This window comes from Ruegeria sp. E8 (genome assembly GCF_056533985.1).
In genome coordinates this window covers 69,990-90,516 of sequence record NZ_JBQFOY010000003.1, presented here as the reverse complement: position 1 = coordinate 90,516, position 20,527 = coordinate 69,990, and the positions used below count along the sequence as shown (strand labels likewise).

The 20,527-nt window shown below is 57.1% G+C and carries 18 protein-coding genes; 10 read left to right on the top strand and 8 right to left on the bottom strand.

The window, feature by feature from the left end; translation table 11 throughout:
• The first annotated feature begins 88 nt into the window (after nucleotides 1–88).
• On the top strand, nucleotides 89–937 hold the full coding sequence (gene bhcR / locus ACR0LF_RS05720) for an HTH-type transcriptional regulator BhcR (protein WP_480580161.1): 849 nt from the start codon (nucleotides 89–91) through the stop codon (nucleotides 935–937).
• A 16-nt stretch (nucleotides 938–953) separates the two neighbouring features.
• Here bhcR and ACR0LF_RS05715 read toward each other — a convergent pair whose 3' ends face one another.
• Nucleotides 954–1,787: a bifunctional allantoicase/(S)-ureidoglycine aminohydrolase gene (locus tag ACR0LF_RS05715; protein WP_480580159.1), complete on the bottom strand. Its 834-nt coding sequence runs from the start codon at nucleotides 1,785–1,787 to the stop codon at nucleotides 954–956.
• 422 nt (nucleotides 1,788–2,209) lie between these two features.
• On the opposite strand from ACR0LF_RS05715, the gene ACR0LF_RS05710 reads away from it, so the two are divergent.
• Both ACR0LF_RS05710 and ACR0LF_RS05705 read left to right on the top strand, forming a co-directional pair.
• The gene (locus ACR0LF_RS05710) at nucleotides 2,210–2,437 is read left to right on the top strand and encodes a hypothetical protein (protein WP_480580156.1); all 228 of its coding nucleotides are present in this window, start codon (nucleotides 2,210–2,212) and stop codon (nucleotides 2,435–2,437) included.
• A 379-nt stretch (nucleotides 2,438–2,816) separates the two neighbouring features.
• Nucleotides 2,817–5,360: a serine hydrolase gene (locus ACR0LF_RS05705; RefSeq protein ID WP_480580153.1), complete on the top strand. Its 2,544-nt coding sequence runs from the start codon at nucleotides 2,817–2,819 to the stop codon at nucleotides 5,358–5,360.
• Nucleotides 5,361–5,532: 172 nt separating this feature from the next.
• Here ACR0LF_RS05705 and ACR0LF_RS05700 read toward each other — a convergent pair whose 3' ends face one another.
• A complete protein-coding gene (locus tag ACR0LF_RS05700) occupies nucleotides 5,533–6,441 on the bottom strand; it encodes a LysR family transcriptional regulator (protein WP_480580151.1) in 909 nt (302 codons plus the stop codon).
• 153 nt (nucleotides 6,442–6,594) lie between these two features.
• Here ACR0LF_RS05700 and ACR0LF_RS05695 point away from each other — a divergent pair, with 153 nt between their 5' ends.
• Nucleotides 6,595–7,752: an MFS transporter gene (locus ACR0LF_RS05695; RefSeq protein WP_480580148.1), complete on the top strand. Its 1,158-nt coding sequence runs from the start codon at nucleotides 6,595–6,597 to the stop codon at nucleotides 7,750–7,752.
• 45 nt (nucleotides 7,753–7,797) lie between these two features.
• Here the strand turns inward: ACR0LF_RS05695 and ACR0LF_RS05690 are convergent, their stop codons facing one another.
• From ACR0LF_RS05690 to ACR0LF_RS05665, 6 genes are all read right to left on the bottom strand, one after another.
• Nucleotides 7,798–8,952, bottom strand: coding sequence for a saccharopine dehydrogenase family protein (locus ACR0LF_RS05690; protein ID WP_480580145.1), 1,155 nt, complete (start codon nucleotides 8,950–8,952; stop codon nucleotides 7,798–7,800).
• Entirely contained in the window at nucleotides 8,949–9,650 is a 702-nt protein-coding gene (locus ACR0LF_RS05685) for a DUF4166 domain-containing protein (RefSeq protein WP_480580142.1), read from the bottom strand. The genes ACR0LF_RS05690 and ACR0LF_RS05685 overlap by 4 nt, the downstream gene beginning before the upstream one ends.
• A 42-nt stretch (nucleotides 9,651–9,692) precedes the next feature.
• On the bottom strand, nucleotides 9,693–10,256 hold the full coding sequence (locus ACR0LF_RS05680) for a GbsR/MarR family transcriptional regulator (protein ID WP_480580139.1): 564 nt from the start codon (nucleotides 10,254–10,256) through the stop codon (nucleotides 9,693–9,695).
• A gap of 53 nt (nucleotides 10,257–10,309) precedes the next feature.
• Nucleotides 10,310–10,702, bottom strand: a complete 393-nt coding sequence (locus ACR0LF_RS05675) for a 4-hydroxyphenylacetate 3-hydroxylase C-terminal domain-containing protein (protein ID WP_480580136.1) — start codon at nucleotides 10,700–10,702, stop codon at nucleotides 10,310–10,312.
• A gap of 187 nt (nucleotides 10,703–10,889) precedes the next feature.
• Complete coding sequence (locus ACR0LF_RS05670) at nucleotides 10,890–12,959, bottom strand: oxidoreductase (protein WP_480580133.1); 2,070 nt, start codon at nucleotides 12,957–12,959, stop codon at nucleotides 10,890–10,892.
• Between the two features lie 61 nt (nucleotides 12,960–13,020).
• The gene (locus ACR0LF_RS05665; protein WP_480580130.1) at nucleotides 13,021–14,373 is read right to left on the bottom strand and encodes an aminotransferase class III-fold pyridoxal phosphate-dependent enzyme; all 1,353 of its coding nucleotides are present in this window, start codon (nucleotides 14,371–14,373) and stop codon (nucleotides 13,021–13,023) included.
• Nucleotides 14,374–14,529: 156 nt separating this feature from the next.
• On the opposite strand from ACR0LF_RS05665, the gene ACR0LF_RS05660 reads away from it, so the two are divergent.
• From ACR0LF_RS05660 to ACR0LF_RS05635, 6 genes are all read left to right on the top strand, one after another.
• The gene (locus tag ACR0LF_RS05660; protein WP_480580128.1) at nucleotides 14,530–15,342 is read left to right on the top strand and encodes a helix-turn-helix transcriptional regulator; all 813 of its coding nucleotides are present in this window, start codon (nucleotides 14,530–14,532) and stop codon (nucleotides 15,340–15,342) included.
• A 221-nt stretch (nucleotides 15,343–15,563) separates the two neighbouring features.
• Nucleotides 15,564–16,841: a flavin-containing monooxygenase gene (locus ACR0LF_RS05655; RefSeq protein ID WP_480580125.1), complete on the top strand. Its 1,278-nt coding sequence runs from the start codon at nucleotides 15,564–15,566 to the stop codon at nucleotides 16,839–16,841.
• 17 nt (nucleotides 16,842–16,858) lie between these two features.
• Nucleotides 16,859–17,275, top strand: coding sequence for a RidA family protein (locus ACR0LF_RS05650; RefSeq protein WP_480580122.1), 417 nt, complete (start codon nucleotides 16,859–16,861; stop codon nucleotides 17,273–17,275).
• Nucleotides 17,276–17,360: 85 nt separating this feature from the next.
• Nucleotides 17,361–18,035 (top strand): DUF1028 domain-containing protein, encoded by a 675-nt coding sequence (locus ACR0LF_RS05645; RefSeq protein ID WP_480580119.1) that lies wholly within the window; start codon nucleotides 17,361–17,363, stop codon nucleotides 18,033–18,035.
• A 15-nt stretch (nucleotides 18,036–18,050) separates the two neighbouring features.
• Nucleotides 18,051–19,547, top strand: a complete 1,497-nt coding sequence (locus tag ACR0LF_RS05640; protein ID WP_480580116.1) for an aldehyde dehydrogenase — start codon at nucleotides 18,051–18,053, stop codon at nucleotides 19,545–19,547.
• A 25-nt stretch (nucleotides 19,548–19,572) separates the two neighbouring features.
• The gene (locus ACR0LF_RS05635; protein ID WP_480580113.1) at nucleotides 19,573–20,511 is read left to right on the top strand and encodes a LysR substrate-binding domain-containing protein; all 939 of its coding nucleotides are present in this window, start codon (nucleotides 19,573–19,575) and stop codon (nucleotides 20,509–20,511) included.
• Nucleotides 20,512–20,527: the final 16 nt, after the last annotated feature.

The window sequence follows — 20,527 nt, the reverse complement described above, 5'->3', positions numbered from 1 at the left end:
ACTTGGGTTGATATTTAATTTATAGTTGTCAGTAGGTTATATTTTTCATATGATGAATTAGTCTTTCACGAATGATCAAAGGGTTTTTATGGATTCTCAAGAAAATACTTCCGAAGTCCGCCGAAAAGCCCGTGGAAGACCACGGGGATGGGACGACAAAACCGCACAAAACACGATCAAATCACTCGACCGCGCGATGGAAGTTTTCGAGTATTTGAGCGAGGCGCAGGGCAAGGCGTTAACCGCGTTGTCCGACGAAATGGGCCAGTCACCGGCCACGGTTTACCGTATTCTCGTGACACTTGAGGGCAGGGGGCTTGTCGAATTCGATCACGATGAGCAAGTCTGGCACATTGGTCCGCGCGCGTTCGTCATTGGCTCACGCTTCCTGCGCCGCACCAGCCTCGTGGACCGGGCCAGACCGGTGATGCGAAAACTTATGGAGGCCACTGGCGAGACCGCAAATCTGGGGGTCGAGAAAGAAGGTTCTGTATTGTTCCTGAGCCAGGTGGAAACCCACGCCAGCATCCGCGCGTTCTTTCCACCCGGCACGCTGTCGCCAATGCATGCATCGGGAATTGGAAAAGCGCTGTTGGCTTTTATGGACGAAGAAAGGTTGAACCGGTTGTTGGCCAACGTAGAGCTTCAAGCATTTACAGGTAGGTCGATTACCAATCCGACAGCGTTGAAAGAAGACCTTGCAGCGGTCAGGGCGCAGGGCTTCTCAGTCGACAATGAGGAAAAGAACGCGGGCATGAGATGCATTGCGGCGCCGGTTTTCGATATCAACAGAGAAGCGGTTGCAGGGATTTCAGTGTCCGGACCGACAAGCCGGGTCAGCGAGGCTGAAATTGAAAGGCTAAGCCGCCCCGTTATGGAGGCGGCTCATCAATTGACGCTGGCCATCGGTGGAACGGTTACTCCGCCGCAGCCCTGAGACACCGGTGTTGCGGCTAGGCAGCGGGTCCTGGTCGCAGCGCCATATGCCGGTTTACGTCCTTATAAAGCAGGTAACGGAACTTTCCGGGCCCACCTGCATAACATGCTTGCGGGCAAAACGCGCGTAACCACATGTAATCGCCCGCCTCAACTTCGACCCAGTCATTGTTCAACCGGTAGACCGCCTTTCCTTCCAGAACATAGAGACCGTGCTCCATGACATGGGTCTCAAGGAAAGGGATGACCGCGCCGGGCTCAAACGTCACCACGGTGACATGCATGTCGTGGCGCAGATCGCTTGGGTCGACAAATCGGGTTGTGGCCCACTTGCCATCCGTCCCGGGCATAGGCGTTGGTGCGATGTCGTTTTCGTTGAGGACAAGAACGTCCGGGCGATCAAGGCCTTTTACGACTTCATAAGCCTTTCGGATCCAATGAAAACGCAGGGTTTCATCCCCATGGTTTCGCAGGGTCCAATCTGTTTCCGGGGGCAGGTAGGCGTAGCCTCCGGGCGTCAGTTCATAGGTTTTGCCTTCGGCGACCAAGGTCGCAATGCCTTCGACCACAAACAAAACGCCTTCGGCCTCGGGATCGTTTTCTGGCCGGTCAGAGCCACCTCCGGGCTGAACTTCCATTATGTATTGAGAAAAGGTTTCGGCGAAGCCGCTCAAGGGTCGTGAGATCACCCACAACCGTGTGTCGTCCCAAAACGGCAGGAAACTGGTCACAATATCCCGCATCGTACCCTTCGGGATCACGGCATAAGCGTCAGTGAAAACAGCTCGGTCAGTCAACAATTGTTCTTGCCCGGGGTGTCCACCATACGGTGCGAAATACTTGTTGCCCATGTATGCTCCTGAAGAAATGCAGTGTGTTCCAAAATATGCGCCGGGCGAATTGCACGGGCCACCCGCAAAAATGCAACAACACTATTCGAAAAGATTTGAAAAATCCGCCTTCTCAAACGACTTGATTACGCGAAGCACCCATTCTGCAATCAGACTGTCGACATCATGCATGTGCCAGCCCTCCTGCCGGATCGGCTCACCCTGCCGAGCGCGCCGTTCCTTGTGTGGGGCACCATAGTCGTCGCTCAGACGCGGAAACTCGGGGTATTCGATGCGGGTCCGGCTACCCTCTCATTAGGCGACGGAATGATGCTAATAGACCCGCGATCTTGGAGACGGGTCTGTTGCAATCTTCCGACTATTGACCTTTCTGGAACTGGCACCTGCGTGGCGACGGGCATAATCCGGTTGAAGGGTGGCTCATGATTTATTTCAAAACCGCAGCACCTGTTCATGCGACAACCTCCTTGTATCCTTCAGTCTGTCGACGTGAATTTGGTTTGGATGACGAACGTGGCGTGCAAGTAGGTTATGTCTCTTGCGCCGGACTCTTTCCGATCAAACAAATCGCGGCTTGGCTGCTTGGTTTCGGTGCAATCGCCAAGGCAGTTCCGCCAGATCGAAACTTTGCAACAGATTTCGCGCGTTGAAGGATAGCGATACGACACGCAATCGGAGGAGGGCTTGTCGGGAACAAGTTGTTTTAGAATGGAAATTATTGTATAAATACACACGAAGTTAGTGCCAATTCTCTCATGTAACTCGTTACAATCAGTAGATGTTCGGAACTACTCCGCTGATCAAACCGCATTTGCGCAAGACCCTTTGAAAGGGAATGTTAAACTACAATTTCTGCATTGCTTTCCTCTCTCGGCTGCCAACTGAGCCTTCGGAAAAATTTCGACATCTTCATAGTAAACAGCCCTTGGCCATTGATCCCAACGAGACAGCTTGGTCGTGGCAGAGGGCAATTTCGTTTTAAGGCCGCAACACATGCGGCGTCGGAATTCTATGCAAAGGAGCGATACGATGCCTTGGTCGAAGATCGGAGGACCCGCTCACAGTTTGGCCGTTTTCGGCGGCAGGCTTGCAGCGCTTACGCCGGACAGACAGGCGGTGTTCACCCGGAACCCTCGCACCGGCGACTGGTCGCAGATCGGCGGACCGGCCGAGGCCCTCATTGGCGGTGGATGGGATCTCTACGCAACCTCACCTGGCGGCGGTGGTGTTTTCCGCTTCAATGGGGTCGGCTGGAGTGCCGTCGGCGGACCGGGTGCCCAATTCACCGGCGTTTGCAATGCGCTCTATGCCTTGTCGCCCAACCGCGACCGTCTTCTACGCTATGATCGGTTTGCAAACGACTGGACAGTCATCGGCCCGTCCCCTGCTGAAAACATAGTGGAGGGGGGTTCGCGCATTTGGGCCTCGGCACCGGGCGACGCTGCGATTTGGGCCTGGACGCGGTACGACGGAAGCTGGCAGCGTATCGGCGGTGCCGGTGCAGAGTGGGTCGGGGTGGGTGCTCGGATCTACGGCCTCACGCCGGACCGGCAGGCGGTCTATGAATATGATGAGCGCGCCGACCGTTGGAACAGGGTTGGCGGACCCGCACAATCATTGATCGGCGGGGGAAACCGTCTTTGTGCCGTCCAGCCTGGCACAGGCGACATCTGGCGCTATTTCCGGGAAGAAACCCGATGGGAGCGGATCGGCGGTCCCGGCGCGCAGTTCGTTGCAGCGGACGAATTTGTTTACGGCCTCACACCCGATCGGCAGGAAGTCTGGCTTTTCGAGGATGACCTGGCCGAAACAAGCCGCATCCGCGCGTTCATGCTGCGGTGCTACGATCATCCCGATTACGGCCTGAGCGTTCGGCGCGGTTTCCTTGTAAAGCAAGCCTCTGGCCGCGTTCTTGCCGAACACGCGGCGGACACCTGTTTTCAACCGCTGAGCGTGCTGAAACTGCTGCCTTATCTGCATGCGCTAATCGATGTCGACCGCGACCCGAATACCTCGATGTCGACACGCGTGTCATGGTTCGAACCCGCAGGTGCCACAGGCGCTGCGCGGGCGGATACCGTCTGCCTTACGGCGGGGCCTGGGACGGTCGCGGGCTCGGCGCCGCTGACAGATGCGTTGCCGACGATGATGTGGGAATCCCACAACCGGTCGCTCGACGCGGTCATGGATCTTTTTGGAACGACGGTCATAACACGACGGGCTCAGCAGGAGCTCGGGTTTTCGCAAACGGAGATGTATCCGGGTTGCCCGACGGCAGACCGGCCCTGGGCGGACAACATTACCACACTTCAGGACATGGCACGTCTCTATGAAGGTGTGGATGCCATGCACTTTTTTGACTTCGGAATCTCGCGGCGGCTGTTCGAGGGGAACATGATCGTCGCAGACGCTTCCGACCCGACCTATAGCAGCCCGATCACGGGCCGGGATTCAGGACCCGCTAGTGCTTCGGATCTGCTCAGCGTACTAGAGGAAGAGGCATTGGCTGCTGGAAAGTCCGGAATCGTTCAGAACTTCATGCAATTTGTGGTTCTCCGCAGAAAGGGCGGCTCGGGCGGGCCTTCCGGCGATGACGTCGGCTATGCGGACGCTGCCGAACTGAGCCTGCCTTTCCGGCGCGGTGGCGGCAGACCTGTAATTGAAAAATACGTGCTTGGCTGGTTCCTCAATCAGATCCGCGACCCGGAACGCGACATCCCGCCTGACGCCGATCTTCAGATGCTCGACATTAATGACAACTGGAGTATCGTTGGTGGTCCCGGCAGCCAATGGGTCGGGATCGGAGCGACGGCGTACGGCCTGACGCCGGATCGACAGGCAGTGTTCCGCCACGACGGGTCTGCGGGTCAATGGACACAAATCGGTGGTCCGGCTGAGACGCTGATTGACGGCGGCAACGACCTGTACGCTACCGAGCCCGGGACTGAAGACATTTGGCGCTTTACCGGGGCACCCATGGCATGGGAGCGGATAGGGGGGCCTGGGGCCGCATTTGCGGGCGTTGGCGCGACAGTCTACGGAATATCCCCTTCTGGGAACCGGCTGTTCCGATGGAACGGCACACCGAATGATTGGACGCGGGTGCGCGATAACGTTGTTTCGATAATCGGCGGTGGCGATGAAGCCTATGCCATTGACGGTTCGACCGGCGACATCCTCTCCCATGATGCAAGCGCAAATTCCTGGACGCGGATTGGCGGGCCGGGCATCGGCTTTGTCGCCGGTCAGGGCGGCTTGCTGTTCGGTATGACAACGGACCGCCAAGAGGTTTGGTCCTATAACGGTACCCCGGAATCGTGGACGCGAATTGGCAATGCAGCAGACAGCCTCGCAGTGGCCGGTGGCAGACTCTATGGTCTCACGCAGGGTAAAGGTGCGATCTTCCGTTACGATGGCATGCCCTTCTCATGGACGAAGGTTGGGGATGCGGTCGGTAGCGTGATCGGCGGAAGCAGGTTGCTTTACGCACCGAGTTCACCGGTGACAACACAACGCGCATTTGCCCGCGAACTCTACCGCGGGCCCGTGCGGGAGGCACTCGCCACCTGGTGAGTGTAACAGCTGCACCGCCCCAAAGCGCTGCATAACCGCTACTGAAGTCAGATCGAAGGGGTTTGGCGCCCTCAGCCAGCTTGCTCAATTTGTTCGCGAGTACGATCTGTCTGCAGGGTTCGCATTTCGGTTTTGTACATGAATGTCGGTGATGCGAAGCACAGCACCAAACTCAGCCGTCGTCCCACGGGGCGGTCGTTGAGAATTTGTCTCGAAGAATTTTTGCAAACTCGCCGGCTCTGCGAGAAAGGGGCCGGATGCTGGGTCGTACAAGTTCAACCATTCGGTCGTGGATTCGATGATCATTTAGGACGACTTCGAGCGTTCCGTCTCGGATAGCATCGCTACAGGCATATTTGGGCTCCAGACAAACACCCAACCCCGCCTTGGCAGCTTCGATCAATACTTCTCCGTTGTTGGCGATGAAGCGTGGCAACAGGCGCACTTCGACAGAGCGATCATCGGGACAGGTGATGCGCCAGCGCGCTGGATCGTTACCAATCTTGTAGGTCACGGCCGGTAAACCCTGCAGGTCTTCCGGCTTGTCCGGCCGACCGTGTATATCCCAAAATCCGGGACTTGCGCTTATCACATAGTGTACAGGGAACAATGGCTCGGAGGTTAGAGCGGGATCATCTGTATTTTCTATGCGGATCGCAAAGTCGAAGCCGTCTTCGACGAGATTGACAGGTCGATCCCCCATATCGATGTCAAACTGAATTCCAGGGTTCGAAGCAGCGTAGGCATTGGCAAGAGGTCCAAGATAACGCAGCCCGAACGCGGGTGGGCAGGCGATGCGTATTGGTCCGGAGGCTGAACCTGCGAGACCGGAAACTTCATCGTCCGCTTCGGTCAAATCCGATAGAAGACGGAGGCAACGATCATAATATGCGCGCCCCTCTTCAGTGGCTTTGACACCGCGCGTTGAGCGCTGTGTGAGTTTGACACCAAGTCGCGCCTCCATCTCATCAACCCTGCGGCTGACAGCCGACACCGCCACCCCTTGCCTTGATGCGGCAGCTGAAAACGATCCGGTTTCGATGACTGCAACGAACGCTTCTATCTCTGCAATTCGGTTCATTTATTTCTAATTATTAGATATCTGCAGTCTATTTTATACAACTACCGTGAAAAATTAGAAAGACTATAATCACGAAAATCCGTCCACATTTTAAGTTAGGGTTTGCTCGTGAATCACTGCATTGCGCAACGTTCTCAGTCGCTTCCAATAACCATGTTAGCCATTTTGTGGCTCGTGGGTTGGACATTGCGTGTTCCGGTTCTGGCAGCACCGCCATTGGCGACACGCATTGGCGAAACCTACGGTCTGGAAACAGCGGGTATTGGCGCGCTCACCATGCTGCCTGTGGTCGCCATTGCCTTCGGAGCCCTTCCGGCAGCGATGATCATTGCCCGATACGGGTTGAAAGCAACCATTGCGGGCGGTCTTCTTTTGATGGCAGCGGCTTCAAGCGCACGAGGCTACGCGCCTTCCGGTACGATGCTGTTTTTGGTTTCGGTTCTCATGGGGCTGGGCGTTGCTGTGTTCCAGACAGCTTTACCTGTTGCCACACGTGTTTGGACACCGAACCACATCGCGCTGGGGAGCGCTGTTTACCTGAATGGCATGATGGTTGGCGAGATGTCTGGTGCCGGTCTGACCCTTCCTGTCGTGTTGCCAATGGCCGGCGACGATTGGCGTACCGCGCTTGTGCTCTGGTCCGTACCGATTGTTCTCATTGCCTTGGTGACGCTACTCGCCCGTACGCCGAAAGCTGAGATTGATCTGTCCGGGTATGCAGCAAACGACGCGGTCCCAGAGACATCACTGCCACGCTGGAATGACCGTCATGTTTGGAGGTATGGGGTGCTTCTGGCCGGTTCAGTCGTCGCATTCTACGTGATCAATTCCTATGTCGGAACAATCTTGAAAGACCGCGGCGAGGCCGACGTTTTGGCAGGATTGCTCTTGGCCTATAACGCAACCCCGCTCATGGCTTCCTTCGCGGTACTTGCCGCTCCGAGATGGATTGGCAGACAGAGACCTATTGCAGCGTCTGCAGCGCTGTCCGTGGCGGGGCTTGCCGGGTTTACTTTCCTTTCCGGGTGGTCGTCGTGGGTGGCAGCACTGATCACTGGATTTGCTGCGTCAATCGAGTTGATCCTGTTGGTGTCATTGCCAGCGGTCATAGCCAAAGGGCATGCCGTCACCCGGCTAAGCGCGGGTATGACACTGATTGGTTATGGCATTGCATTCGTATTGCCGCTGACAGGGGGATGGCTCGCCAAACGCCTGGATTGGTTGGAATTCGCGCTTATTCCCTCTCTGGTATTCATGGTCGCTGCACTTTTTGTCATCGGAAAAGAGCGCCATCTTCCGGCATATGAGTAAGTCTCTCGGGGGCAACTGTTTGTCTTCAACTGCCGAAGGGCAGGCCTAGGCTATCCCTGTTTGCGTTCCCGGAGTTCTTGATGTTTTCACGTCGTCTCGCGGGTCAAGCGCGCTCTGATCAAGCGTGTCGGTGGTCTCAGTTCGGATTTCCAGATCCGCCATTGCACGTTCAACCAGGGCTCTTGGCAACTCTGCTAGGCAAGGTCGCGCGCCTGCATTTATGCTGTCGTGCTCTCGAAGGATCGCGCGACACATGATGCCGGGTACAAAGGGGCCGTGGCCTTTTTCAGCGATCAGTCGCCATCTCCGGATTACGCCATGCCCGCTTGATTTCCCCGAAACGCTCACCACCATACCGCCGCGGTCGCTTCCGAAGGGATAAAGCGCTTTCGAAAGAATGTAGAGCACAGAGTACACCAAGTCCGGCATTTCGAAACGCCCGTACTGTCGCATTTTGGCCAGCAGTTGTAAGGCCCAATTCATTAATGGAAGCTCCAGGCCCGCACGAAACATGACGCTTTTCGCGCCTGTCTTTTCCGGAAGAAGCGCGGTGTCAGGAACGGCGACGCTGTATCCTGCGCGTATCATACCAGGCTCCAGTTCATACAATTTGCGATCCGTCCATCCCGTGGTGGTCTGCCAAGCGCCGTCTCGCCAAACTTGATACGGCCTTCCGACCCCGCTCACGATACTCTTGATAACGGACATTCCTCTCGGCGCCCGATTGCCCGGCAGGATTGCGATGTCGATAGTGTCGACTTCATCCAGAGGCTCGATCAATGCCTCAACGATACTGGAGGATAGGCCGGGCACGCTGGATGCACCGGAAAGCACGCATACACCTGCGGCCATCGCTTTGGCGTTCAAGGCTGCAATACCTTTGGTGAATTCGGCACTGTCCGACAGGTCAAGATAGTGACAACGATGCGCGATACAGAGCCTCGGAATCCTATAGGGGTCGTTGCCATAATGCTGGAACGGCCCTGCTGCATCGATAACAACATCCGGGGCAGCCTCGAAGAGCGCCTCTGGTGCGTTTCGGATATCCAGCTTCATAGTCTGTGCCCCGAGTTCCCGGGCCAAAGCCTGACCCTGTTCAGGGTGCCGCCCCGCCAGCCAAAGCTGGTGCTCATCCCGCGCCAGTAGCCGGGCTGTCAGGGATCCGAAAACACCATATCCTCCAATAATCACGACTTTCATGATGGGGTGTTCCCTACGATTTCGGCATCGTGGAAGGTTGCGTCCTGCCAGATCAGCTCGCCAAAAAGTGGATGCGCCAACTCCAAGGTGAACCGAAACTGGCCGCCTCCGAGTTCTTCGTGGCCAACCACCAACCCCCCGGGACCGGCCCACCGCGGTAGAGGCAGCCTTCGTTGCCCCAGCTTCAGGAAATACCTGTCGCTGACGAAATAGAGACCGTTCGTTGTGCTTTCGAGCTTCAGCGAGATGCCGATCCCGAAACCGATGTATTCTTCCAGTCCCGTTGGTCCGGCGAACCTTTTGGAACTACCGACCATCTGTGGAAACCCGGCGGCCCGGCCGTATTGCCGGATCCAAAACTGTCCACCCGTTGCCGCATCTTCGGTGACCGTGACCACGGCAGATCGACCGACAGAAGTAGGATCAAATGGCAGCGGTGCCCCTATGACGCGCAATGCAAAGGCCAGCGCGCGCCCGACGGGGTTCATGCGCATCTGAGTCACGCGACCCTGATAGGCAAGACTGGCATCACCCAGAAGCCGTTTGCTGAACCGGCGCTGAACGGCTTTGGGCAGGCGGGTCCATGCTGCCGCTCCCAGCAGGTTTTTGAACCTGTCATCCCGGCAGCTGACCGTATCCGCTTGCATTTGAATGTGTTTCTTGCCGGGCGGGGCGGATTTATCACTGTTTTCGAACATTCTGTTATTTCCGTCGTAAGAGAAATTGGAGGTCAAAAATTTTTAACTACTCGTTTTACCTCCGGCGAATTTGAGAAGAGAGGCAACTTTGGTGCCCATTTTCATCAACATCACCAGTTTAGGGCGGGGCACCGTGAGCATGTCGCGGAACCATGTGTCGGCCGTAATCAGGAACTCCTGCATATCCTGCATCCGCCGCAGCGCCGTTGGGTCCAGACCGCTGTCGTTTTCAGCTTGCGCCACGCAGGCACGCAGGGCTTGTGTTGCCGGATCAATCTCGCGTTCTTTGCGCCCCTGAGCGATACGGATCCCCATTTCCCAGACATCCACTTCGGCTTCATAGTGCTCGCGCCGATCCCCTGGAAGAGGTACACGGCGAATAAGCCGCCAGCTCACCAGTTCTTTGAGAGAGTTGGACACATTGGACCGCGCAATGCCCAGAGACTCAGCGATTTGCTCAGCGTTAAGAGGGCTGGAACTGAGATACAGCAGCGCATGAATCTGCGCTACTGAGCGATTGACGCCCCATTGGTTGCCCATGTCACCCCAGTACAGAATAAACTGGGTTGCCGCGTTTGATTTCGTTATGTCTCTTGTTTCTGTCATGACAGAAATATCAGATAAAGCGCGATTGAAATCAAGCCCAAAAGGTGCGATTCTTACAATTGGCCGCTCGCGGAGGCGTCGAACCTACATCTTATAGTCTTCAAAGGTCTGATTTCGGCGGTTGTTTGATGCCCGCTTTGACTGACTCTTTCAGGGCGAAAGTACCCCTTGGTCAATGGCAGGTAAGGGTCGTCGCGTCCTGTACAGACGCAACTGATGCAAATATTCTTCGTAAGCCCGCTTGACCGGCCCCCCTGCTGCCGAAGACCCGATCCTAGCTGCCGAGGCGTGGTCGAAAAACTGCACAGTGTCTGCAAGCTCAAAGCCTTCATTTTACTGCCAATCGCATCCCACAGCAGTTTCACCGTTTTTGAGCGGTCATAGACCGTCCTGCCATTGCTGTCGCGCAGGTATTTTTCCAGATGCGGCGTGATCTCCGGGTTCACCAGATCAACGGCATGGCTTTTCAGTTAGATCACCGCTCATGGTCGGATCGCCCCGATCCTTCGCCACAATCACGATCCGACGCTTTTAGCAGGTGGGCGGATTACTACGCGGAGATGGCCGTCTGATCAAACTTTCAAGGGTTTGCGCGGCGGGCATTCACCAAATTGGTGATACCCGCCAACAATTTCAGTCCACCGCAAGTTCTGTGATTTCGCGGCGGAAGGGCAGATCGTCACCAATATCCTTGCCATCGAGTTCGCGGGCATAGCGGTGACCGGCATAGGTGGCCCATGCGATCGGCCCCGGAGCGTTGGCGTCGCCGATCAGTTTAACCGACTTGATGCCTGCATCCGCCCATTCGGCCTCTCGGGCTTTCAGGTCATTGAAGATGGCGTTGTTTTCCAGACGTGAAGCAACCATCACAACCGCATCTGCCTCGATCTTCCAAGTCCGGTCGGTGTAGACGCAGTTCGAGACCACGTGATCGGGATGGATTTCGGTGACACCTTGGTTGAGCACAATCTCGACACCCGCCTCGACCAGCCGTGGATGGATGGCGATCTGCTCCAAAGTGTTGTTGGTCCAGTCACTGACATAAGCCGATGGTGTGACTAACGTCACCTGTGCGCCGTTCTTGGCAAGCAGTTCGGCCAGCACGCCGCCCATGTAATAGTGGTCATCGTCGTACACCACCACGCGGCCCGATGGGATGGTGCCATCCATCAGATCGTCCGGTGTATAAACCTTGGCCCCTTCGGCAATCGGCATCGGCACAACGTGCTGACGGGCAACACCGTCACGACGCCAGGTCGCGCCCGTGGCGATGCAGACGTTTTCGAAGCCGAACTCCAGAATGCTTTCGGCATCCAACTCGCTTTCGCGATAGATTTCGACATTGGGACGCTGGCTGAGCTGATAATCGCGGTAATCCACAACACGACCCCAGGCTGACAGACCTGGCAGCAGGCGTTCCCGTGCCACGCGACCGCCGATCACGTCACGTGCCTCGGCCACAGCGACATCGTAACCCCGGCGGCACAGCGCCCAGGCGGCCTCGAGACCGGCAGGGCCCGAACCAACGATCAGCACGTTCGAGCTATCGCCCTTGTCGTTCATCTTTTCTGGATGCCAGCCCTTACGCCATTCTTCCATGAATGTCGGGTTTTGGGTGCAGCGGCTGATCGACATGGTCATGTCGCCGGTAATACAGATGTTGCAGCCGATACATTCGCGGATGTCTTCGATGCGGCCTTCCTCGATCTTCTTGGGCAGGAACGGGTCGGCAATCGACGGGCGCGCGCAGCCGATGAAATCCAATGTACCGGACTTGACCATCTTGGCCATCACATCGGGTGAGGTGAACCGCCCAACCCCGACAATGGGCTTGTCGGTCAATTCATGAATGCCCCGCACCAGCTGTTCCTGCGCGGCCTCTTCCTTAAACCGCGAGGGGCCGGAACAGTCTTCCCACGTGCCCTGCGCCAAATCCCATAGGTCGGGCAGATCCTTGTTCATTTCGATATAGTCGCGCACCTCGGCGTTCGAGAATCCCAGATCCCCAATTGTTTCGTCCAGCGATACCCGAAGCGTGATCGCCATTGTGTCACCCACGGCGTCGCGCATGTCGGCGATGACCTCCTGGCTAAACCGGGCGCGGTTTTCCAGCGAACCGCCGTATTCGTCACTGCGCTGGTTGGTCGCTCGGCTCAGGAAATGCTGGAAGATGCCAAAACCATGTGCGCCATAAAGGCAGATCAGGTCAAAGCCCGCCTCTTTCGAGCGTTTTGCGGCGTTCACGAACCAGCGGCGCAGGTCCTTGATGTCCTGTTTGTCCAGTGCGCGCGCCTGAACCGGATCATTTGTGAAAGTCCGGATGGGCAGAGCCGAAGGGGCCAGTGGCACTTCCTTGGTATAAAGGTTCGGCCCGTTGATGCCGGAATAGGCCAGCTGAATGCCCGCCAGCGCGCCGTGGGTTTTCATCCGCTCAGACATTTTGCGCAGTTGCGGAATGTCCTTGTCCTCCCACAAGCGCAGTTCGATGAAGGGGGTGATTTCCGAGGTATGGTGCATCTCGCACTGTTCGGTGAAGATCACGCCCCAGCCGCCTTCGGCCTTGATCCCACGCATCGCCGCCGCCGCCGAGGGGTCGCGATAGCCGCCACCGTTGCAATGCGGCACTTGATAAAACCGGTTCTTGGCGGTCAGCGGACCGATCTTCATCGGTTCGAACAGAATGTCATAACGTGGGTCGCGCATAGCGGGCTCCTTTTAGCTGGCTAACAGATATCAGGGGCCATGGACCCCCGCGGTGTAAGATTTACAGTCCGGCGGCGACTTCGGTGATTGCGTCGCGCAGGATGGCTTCGATACGGTCAATCATGGGTGCGTCCATGATCAGCGTCGGGGACAGGATCAGGACGTTACCGAGCGGGCGGGCAATGAGGCCCCGTTTCTGGCAGGCACGCGCAACCTTGAGGCCGACCTGAGCCTCTGCAGGGTGGCTTTCCTTGGTGACCCGGTCTTTGACGAATTCGATCCCCATCATGAAGTGGCTGCCGCGCACTTCGCCGACCAGTTCGATGTCGGTCAGGCCACGCAGATTGGCTTCAAACCGGGCACCGGTCGTGCGTACCCGTTGCGGGATCTGCTCGCGCTCCATGATGGCGATATTGGTCAGACCTGCCGCCGCTGCAGCAGGGTGGCCAGAATATGTCATGCCATGCAGGAATATACCTTCGGGGCCTGAGATCACCTCGTGAATATCGTCCGAGACAATGGTGGCCGAAAGCGGCTGATAGCCGGAGGTCAGACCTTTGGCGGTAGTGATGATGTCGGGAACCATGTCAAACACGTCTTCTGATGCAAAGAAATGCCCGAGACGGCCAAAGGCGGTAACGACCTCGTCAGCGACATATTTGATATCGTTGGCTTTACAGATCTCCCACGCGTGTTTGTGATACCCCATGGGCGCGGTCACAACACCGCCTGCGCCCTGGATAGGCTCAGCAATGAAGGCACAGATGTTTTCAGCGCCGATCCGTTCGATGCTTTGTTTCAGATCGTCGATCAGGGCGTCGAGGAACTCGGCCTCGGACATTTCACCGCCTTCGCGCCAGTAATGGGGCGAGCGCAGGTGATGCACCAGATCATTAGCTGTGTGCCAGCCCTCGGAATAACCGGGCGTGGTCATCGCCATCGCCAGATGGGTTGAACCGTGATAGGCCCCGTGTCGCGACAGGACCATTTTCTTTTCCGGCTTCCCTTTGCGGATATTGTAATGGTGCAGCATCCGAATGGCGCTGTCATTGGCGACCGAACCTGAATTGCCGAAATACACGGCGTTCAGATGACCCGGTGCAAGCTGCGCAATCTTTTCGGCCAGCGCTGCTGCCGCCGGATGAGTGAAGTTGTAGAAGGTCGAATAATAGTCCAGCGTTTTCAGCTGATCCGAGATCGCGGCAATCATCTCATCATTGCCGTGGCCGATATTGACGCACCATAAGCCACCGATCCCGTCGATCAGCTCGGTTCCGTCGCTGTCATAGACATAAGCGCCCTTCGCGCGTGAGATCACGGTGCGTGCACCTTGCTGTTTCAGCGCATTCAGATCTGCAAAGGACTGAATCAGATGCTCATCCTGTGCAAGAACGTCGAGTGTATCTTTGGCCATCATCAACCCCTTCGTTTCCCAATGCAATTTTCACTGATCTTTCGAAGCCCCCCGAAAGGACTGCGATTACGCCAGGTAGTGCATACCACCCAATTTTAGGAAACAGGTTACTTTGACGAAATTGAGGGGTATATACCCCCAGAGGGGTACTTGAAAATGTCATCGATTCCAGCACCAGACGCTCTGTCGGCCGCAATTCGGGCGATTGGATCAGAGGATTTCGGTCACGCGCTCCAAACCTGGTTGGATGCGACATGTTCATTCGACAATTTCGCGATCATCGCCTTTTTTCGAAACAGCAGCCCCCAAGTTTTGATGACCCATGCCCGCGACAGTCGCGTTTTCGAGCGTATCGACAGCCATTATGTCAAAGGCGCCTATCTACTGGATCCGTTTTATGGGCTGCATCAAAGCTGCGCGGCAGATGGGCTTTACAGATTAACAGACGTCGCCCCCGATCAGTTTCAACGCAATGAATACTTCAAGTCCTATTACACAAACACGACACTGACGGATGAACTGGCGTTTTTCGCTGCTCTCAGCGCCGTAAATTCGATCACTGTTTGTATCGGCAGGGACGCAACCACCGCGTCGCGATTTTCACCCCGGGATTACAGCACCGCCAAACATGTCGCGCCAGTCGTCAATGCGCTGGTCAGAATGAACTGGCCCGACCTGAAGCCACCGACTGATAACGAGCCGGAAGATATCGTAGAGCAACTGCGTCAGCGCCTGTCAGTTGAACAAAACATTGGCCTCAGCCCACGGCAGGCCCAGGTGGCGCTGTTGATCCTGCAAGGGCATTCGTCGATTTCCATTGGCCTGACGTTGGGTATCAGTCCCCAAACCGTAAAGGTTTTGCGCAAGCAACTTTATCGGAAATGCCACATCTCTTCACAGGGTGAGTTGTATTATCTGATTGCTCCCTATCTTTCGGAGAGTGGGCAACTGGCCGGGAAACAAGCGTAATTCCGGCGGATTAGCCAAAGCCTAATTAAGAGTAAGTTAGACAGTAATTTCACACGTTCCCAACTTGTGAAACCTTATCCCGGAAACGTGCACAGCGTAATGGAGTGGTGCAGAAAACGGCACACCGAGGCGGCCATTTCACCTGCCGGACCAGACGCAAAACGCACAAGGCTAATGACCTTTTCGGGTCAATTCGAGACGCAGGAATAGGGAACCGACACATGTCCATTGAAAAGACGGATACGCTGGTTGTTGGCGGCGGACAGGCCGGCATCGCGCTGAGCGAGCATTTGGGCAACAACAACGTGCCCCACATCATTCTGGAAAAGAACCGGACTGCAGAAGCATGGCGCACCGGTCGCTGGGATGCGCTGGTTGCCAACGGCCCGGCCTGGCATGACCGTTTTCCCAGCTTGCTGTTCAATGGGGATGATCCCGATGCGTTCGTGTCCAAGAACCGCGTTGCCGAATATCTAGTCGAATACGCGGAAATGGTGAATGCGCCGATCCGCGAGGGCGTTGAGGCGCTCAAGGCTGAGCGTCTGCCGGGCAAAGGTGGTTTCCGCGTCGAAACCTCGGCCGGTGAAATTCATGCCAAGCGTATTGTCGCCGCCACCGGCGCGTTCCAGCATCCGGTCATTCCGCCTATCGTGTCGGAAACGGCTGGCGTCGAACAAATCCACTCTTTCTACTACAAGAACCCTGATCAACTGGCCGATGGTGCAGTGATGGTTGTAGGTGCCGGGTCATCCGGCGCGCAGATCGCGGATGAGCTGAATCGCGCGGGGCGTAAGGTGTTCCTGTCGGTCGGTCCGCACGACCGCCCGCCGCGCCGCTACCGTGGCCGCGACTTTGTTTGGTGGCTGGGTGTTTTGGGCCTGTGGGACGTGGCCGCGCTGAAACCGGGCACCGAGCATGTGACCATCTCGGTCAGCGGCGCCTATGGCGGGCACACGATGGATTTCCGCCGTTTGGGGAATGAGGGTGTGAACCTTGTCGGCATGACTCAGGGCTTCGACAACGGCGTGCTCAGCTTTGCTGACGATCTGCAGCGCAACGTGGCCGCAGGCGATGCCAACTATCTCGAAATGCTGGATCTGGCGGATGCATATGTCGTACGCACCGGCCTGAACCTGCCGGAAGAACCCGAGGCACGTCAGGCGTTTGCCGATCCCGATTGCCTGACCAACCCGCTCAGCTCGATCGATTTTGCCAAGGAAGGCATCACCACGATCATCTGGGCCACTGGATTCCGTCAGGATTTCAGCTGGATCAAGGCCGATGCCTTCGACGAAAAAGGCGCGCCGATCCATCAGCGTGGGGTTTCGGTTGAGCCGGATGTGTATTTCCTTGGCTTGCCCTGGCAGTCGCGCCGCGGCTCGACCTTCCTGTGGGGCGTCTGGCACGATGCGAAATACATTGCCGATCAGATCGCAATCCAACGGGCCTATGCCGAGTATGACGGCGAAGCCGCCATCATCGCTCCCGCAGCAGAGTAAGAAGACAGGAACCAGAAATGGCGCATACACGCATTCGCAAATTCAATACCTCGGACACCTACCCCGAACAAAATCTGGACAATGATCTGTGTCAGGCAGTCGTCACACAGGGTGGCAAAACCGTCTATCTGCGCGGCCAGTGTCCGCAGAATCTGGACGATGCGGTCAATATCGACAGCCACGATCCTGTCGAACAGACCCATAAAGTCATGCAGAACATCCGGCAGCTGATCGAAGAGGCCGGCGGCTCGATGGAGCATCTGGTCAAGGTCGTCGTCTACATCACCGATGTGCGCCACCGCGAGGCCGTCTATCGCACCATGGGCAAATACATCAAAGGCGTGCATCCGGTTTCGACCGGTCTGGTCGTACAGGCGCTGGCCCGCCCTGAATGGCTGGTCGAGATCGACGGCACCGCCGTCATTCCCGATTGATCGGTCAGATCAATCAAACAGACCGGGCCGCGCACCCTTCTTGCTCTCACGCGCGGTCCGGTTGTTGTGTTTCAAGGAGACCCGGATGACATTCTCATTAGTTGCCAGATGTGCTGAGACCGGCATGTTCGGTCTGGCGATCTCATCGTCCTCTCCCGCCGTTGCCGCGCGCTGCGCCTTTGCCCGCGCCGGTGTCGGGGCTGTATCCTCACAGAACGTGACCGATCCCAGCCTTGGCCCGCTGACGCTGGACCTGATGGAGCAGGGAAAATCCGCGTCTGACGCCATCGAAGGGATGAAGGCCGCCGCGCGGTTTATCGAATACCGTCAGGTTCTGGCGGTCGACACGGCGGGCCGCACAGCCATTCATTCGGGTCCCAATTCGCTGGGTATCTGGACGCAGGCGCAGGCCGAAAATGTCGCCTCGGGCGGGAACATGTTGGACAACGATGGTGTGCCTCAGGCGATTGTGGACGGGTTTCTGTCGGCATCGGGGCATATCGGGGACCGCCTGATCGCCGCCATGCGCGCCGGACTTGCTGCTGGGGGCGAGGCCGGGCCGGTGCATTCGGCGGGTATGAAAATCGTCGACAAGGTCAGCTGGCCGGTGGCCGATCTGCGTTGCGACTGGAGCGAAGACTGCCCCATCGAGAACATCGCAAGCCTTTGGGATATCTACAAACCGCAGCTGGACGCCTACATCCAGCGCGCGCTCGACCCGCGTGAAGCGCCGTCTTACGGCGTTCCGGGTGACGAGTAAGCAGGGAGAAAGAACATGCTAGATTATTCACACGAAGACTGGAAAAGCCGCGCCGCCGGTTTGTCCTTCCGGGGGCAGGCGTTCATCGATGGCAAGTTCGTCGATGCCGCTTCGGGCAAAACCTTTGACAGCATCAACCCTGCTACCGGCGCGGTTCTGACCCTAGTTGCAGAATGCGACGAGGAAGACGTCAATCGTGCCGTCGCCGCAGGCCGCGCCGCGTTCGAGGATGGCCGATGGTCCCGCATGGCACCAGGCGACCGCAAAGCGGTGATGCTGAAACTGGCCGACCTGATCCGGGACAATCTGGAAGAGATGGCGCTGCTGGACAGTCTGGACATGGGCAAGCTTGTAACTGACGCCGTCACCGTCGATGCGCCCGGTTCGGCTCATTTCTTCCAGTGGTACGCAGAGGCCATCGACAAGGTCTATGACGAGGTCGCGCCGACAGGCCCCGGCGATCTGGCGCTGGTCAGCCGCGTGCCTCTGGGTGTTGTCGGCGCAGTGACGCCGTGGAACTTCCCGCTGGATATGGCGACCTGGAAAGCCGCCGCTGCGCTGGCCGCCGGAAACTCGGTTGTGCTGAAACCGGCCGAACAATCGCCCCTGTCGGCCCTGCGTCTGGCAGAGCTTGCGGCCGAGGCCGGTGTCCCGGACGGTGTTTTCAACGTGGTGCCCGGATTCGGTGCGACAGCGGGCAAGGCGCTGGGTCTGCATATGGATGTCGATTGTCTGGCCTTCACCGGCTCGACAGGTATCGGCAAGATGTTCATGCAGTATTCGGGCCAGTCGAACCTGAAACAGGTCTGGCCGGAAACCGGCGGCAAAAGCCCCAATCTGGTCTTCGCCGATTGCGAGGACCTGGACGCTGCTGCCGACATGGCTGCCTTTGGCATTTTCTTCAATCAGGGTGAGGTTTGCTCAGCCAACTCGCGGCTGTATGTGGAACGCTCTATCAAGGATGCGTTTGTCGAAAAGCTGATTGCCCGCGCACAGGCGATGCAACCGGGCGACCCGCTGGATCCGGCCTCAAAAATGGGGGCGATCGTCGACGCCAAACAGACCGAAGGTATCATGCGTTTTGTCGAAGCGGGTAAAAAGTCAGCCAGTCTGGTGACTGGTGGTGAACAGGTGACCGTTGACGGAAAAGGCTGTTTTGTGCAACCGACCATCTTTGACGATGTCACCCATGACAACCCGTTGGCCCGTGACGAAATCTTTGGCCCCGTCCTGTCGGTCATCCCCTTCGATAGCGAGGACGAAGCGGTCGCAATGGCCAATGACTCGATCTACGGTCTGGCGGCCTCGGTTTGGACCGACAACCTGAGCCGTGCCTGCCGCGTGTCGGACAAGCTGATGGTCGGAACGGTTTCGGTGAACACGGTCGACGCCCTGTCTGCGCAAACCCCGTTCGGCGGTATGAAACAGTCCGGCTTTGGAAGGGATTTGTCATTGCACTCGCTTGAAAAGTATACTGCTTTGAAGACCACGTGGATCAAGTACAAGGCTTGATCCGCGATCAAGCGGAGATGCGCCATTGCCTTTCAGATACACGCTGCGGCAACTTGAGTATTTTGTAGCGGTCGGAAAGGCGGGCAGCATCGCTGCTGCCAGCGACAAGCTGAACGTGTCGTCGCCGTCCATCTCGGCGGCGATCACCCAGCTTGAGGTGGAATTCGGCGTAAACCTGTTTGTGCGCGAACACGCGCGTGGTCTGTCCCTGACCAAGGCCGGGCACAAATTCATGGAGCGCACCGAGTTTGTCCTGCGCGAGGCCGAATTGCTGGCTACGCTTGCCGGAGAAATCACAGGCAAGGTTCAGGGCATTCTGTCTGTTGGTTGTCTGGTGACATTCGCCCAGATTGTCTTGCCGGGGCTACGGCGAGATTTCGAGGATACCTATCCCGATGTACGTATCGAACAGCGTGAATTGAATCAGGCCGAGATTTTCAGCCAGTTGCGGCGGGCCGAGTTGGACATCGCCCTGACTTACGATCTGGACATTCCCGCCGATCTCGAGTTTCAGGCCCTTCACGAGCTTCCGCCTTATGTGGTTCTGGGCGAAGATCACGCGTTGGCCAACCGCACCGAGTTGGCGATCCCGGACCTGCAAAACAGTCCCATGGTCCTGCTGGATTTGCCATTCAGCGGCGAGTATTTCCTGTCGTTCTTCCGCGAGGCCAATATCAAGCCAAATATTGCGGAACGCACTGCGGACATGTCGGTCATGCGCTCACTGGTTGCAAACGGATTCGGGTTCTCGATTGCCAATATCCGCCCTCTCAACACCCTGTCACCAGACGGAAAGAAATTGATCTTTGTGCCTTTGGCCGGAGATGTACGCCCAATGCGCCTTGGGCTGCTGCGTGCACGGGCTGAGAATGAGACGAATACTTCAAAGGCGTTTATCGAACACTGTGCGCAGGCCGTGAAATCTGGAACGCTTCCGGGGCTTTATGCGCTGGGTCAAGAGTGAACGCGAGCTCTTAGAA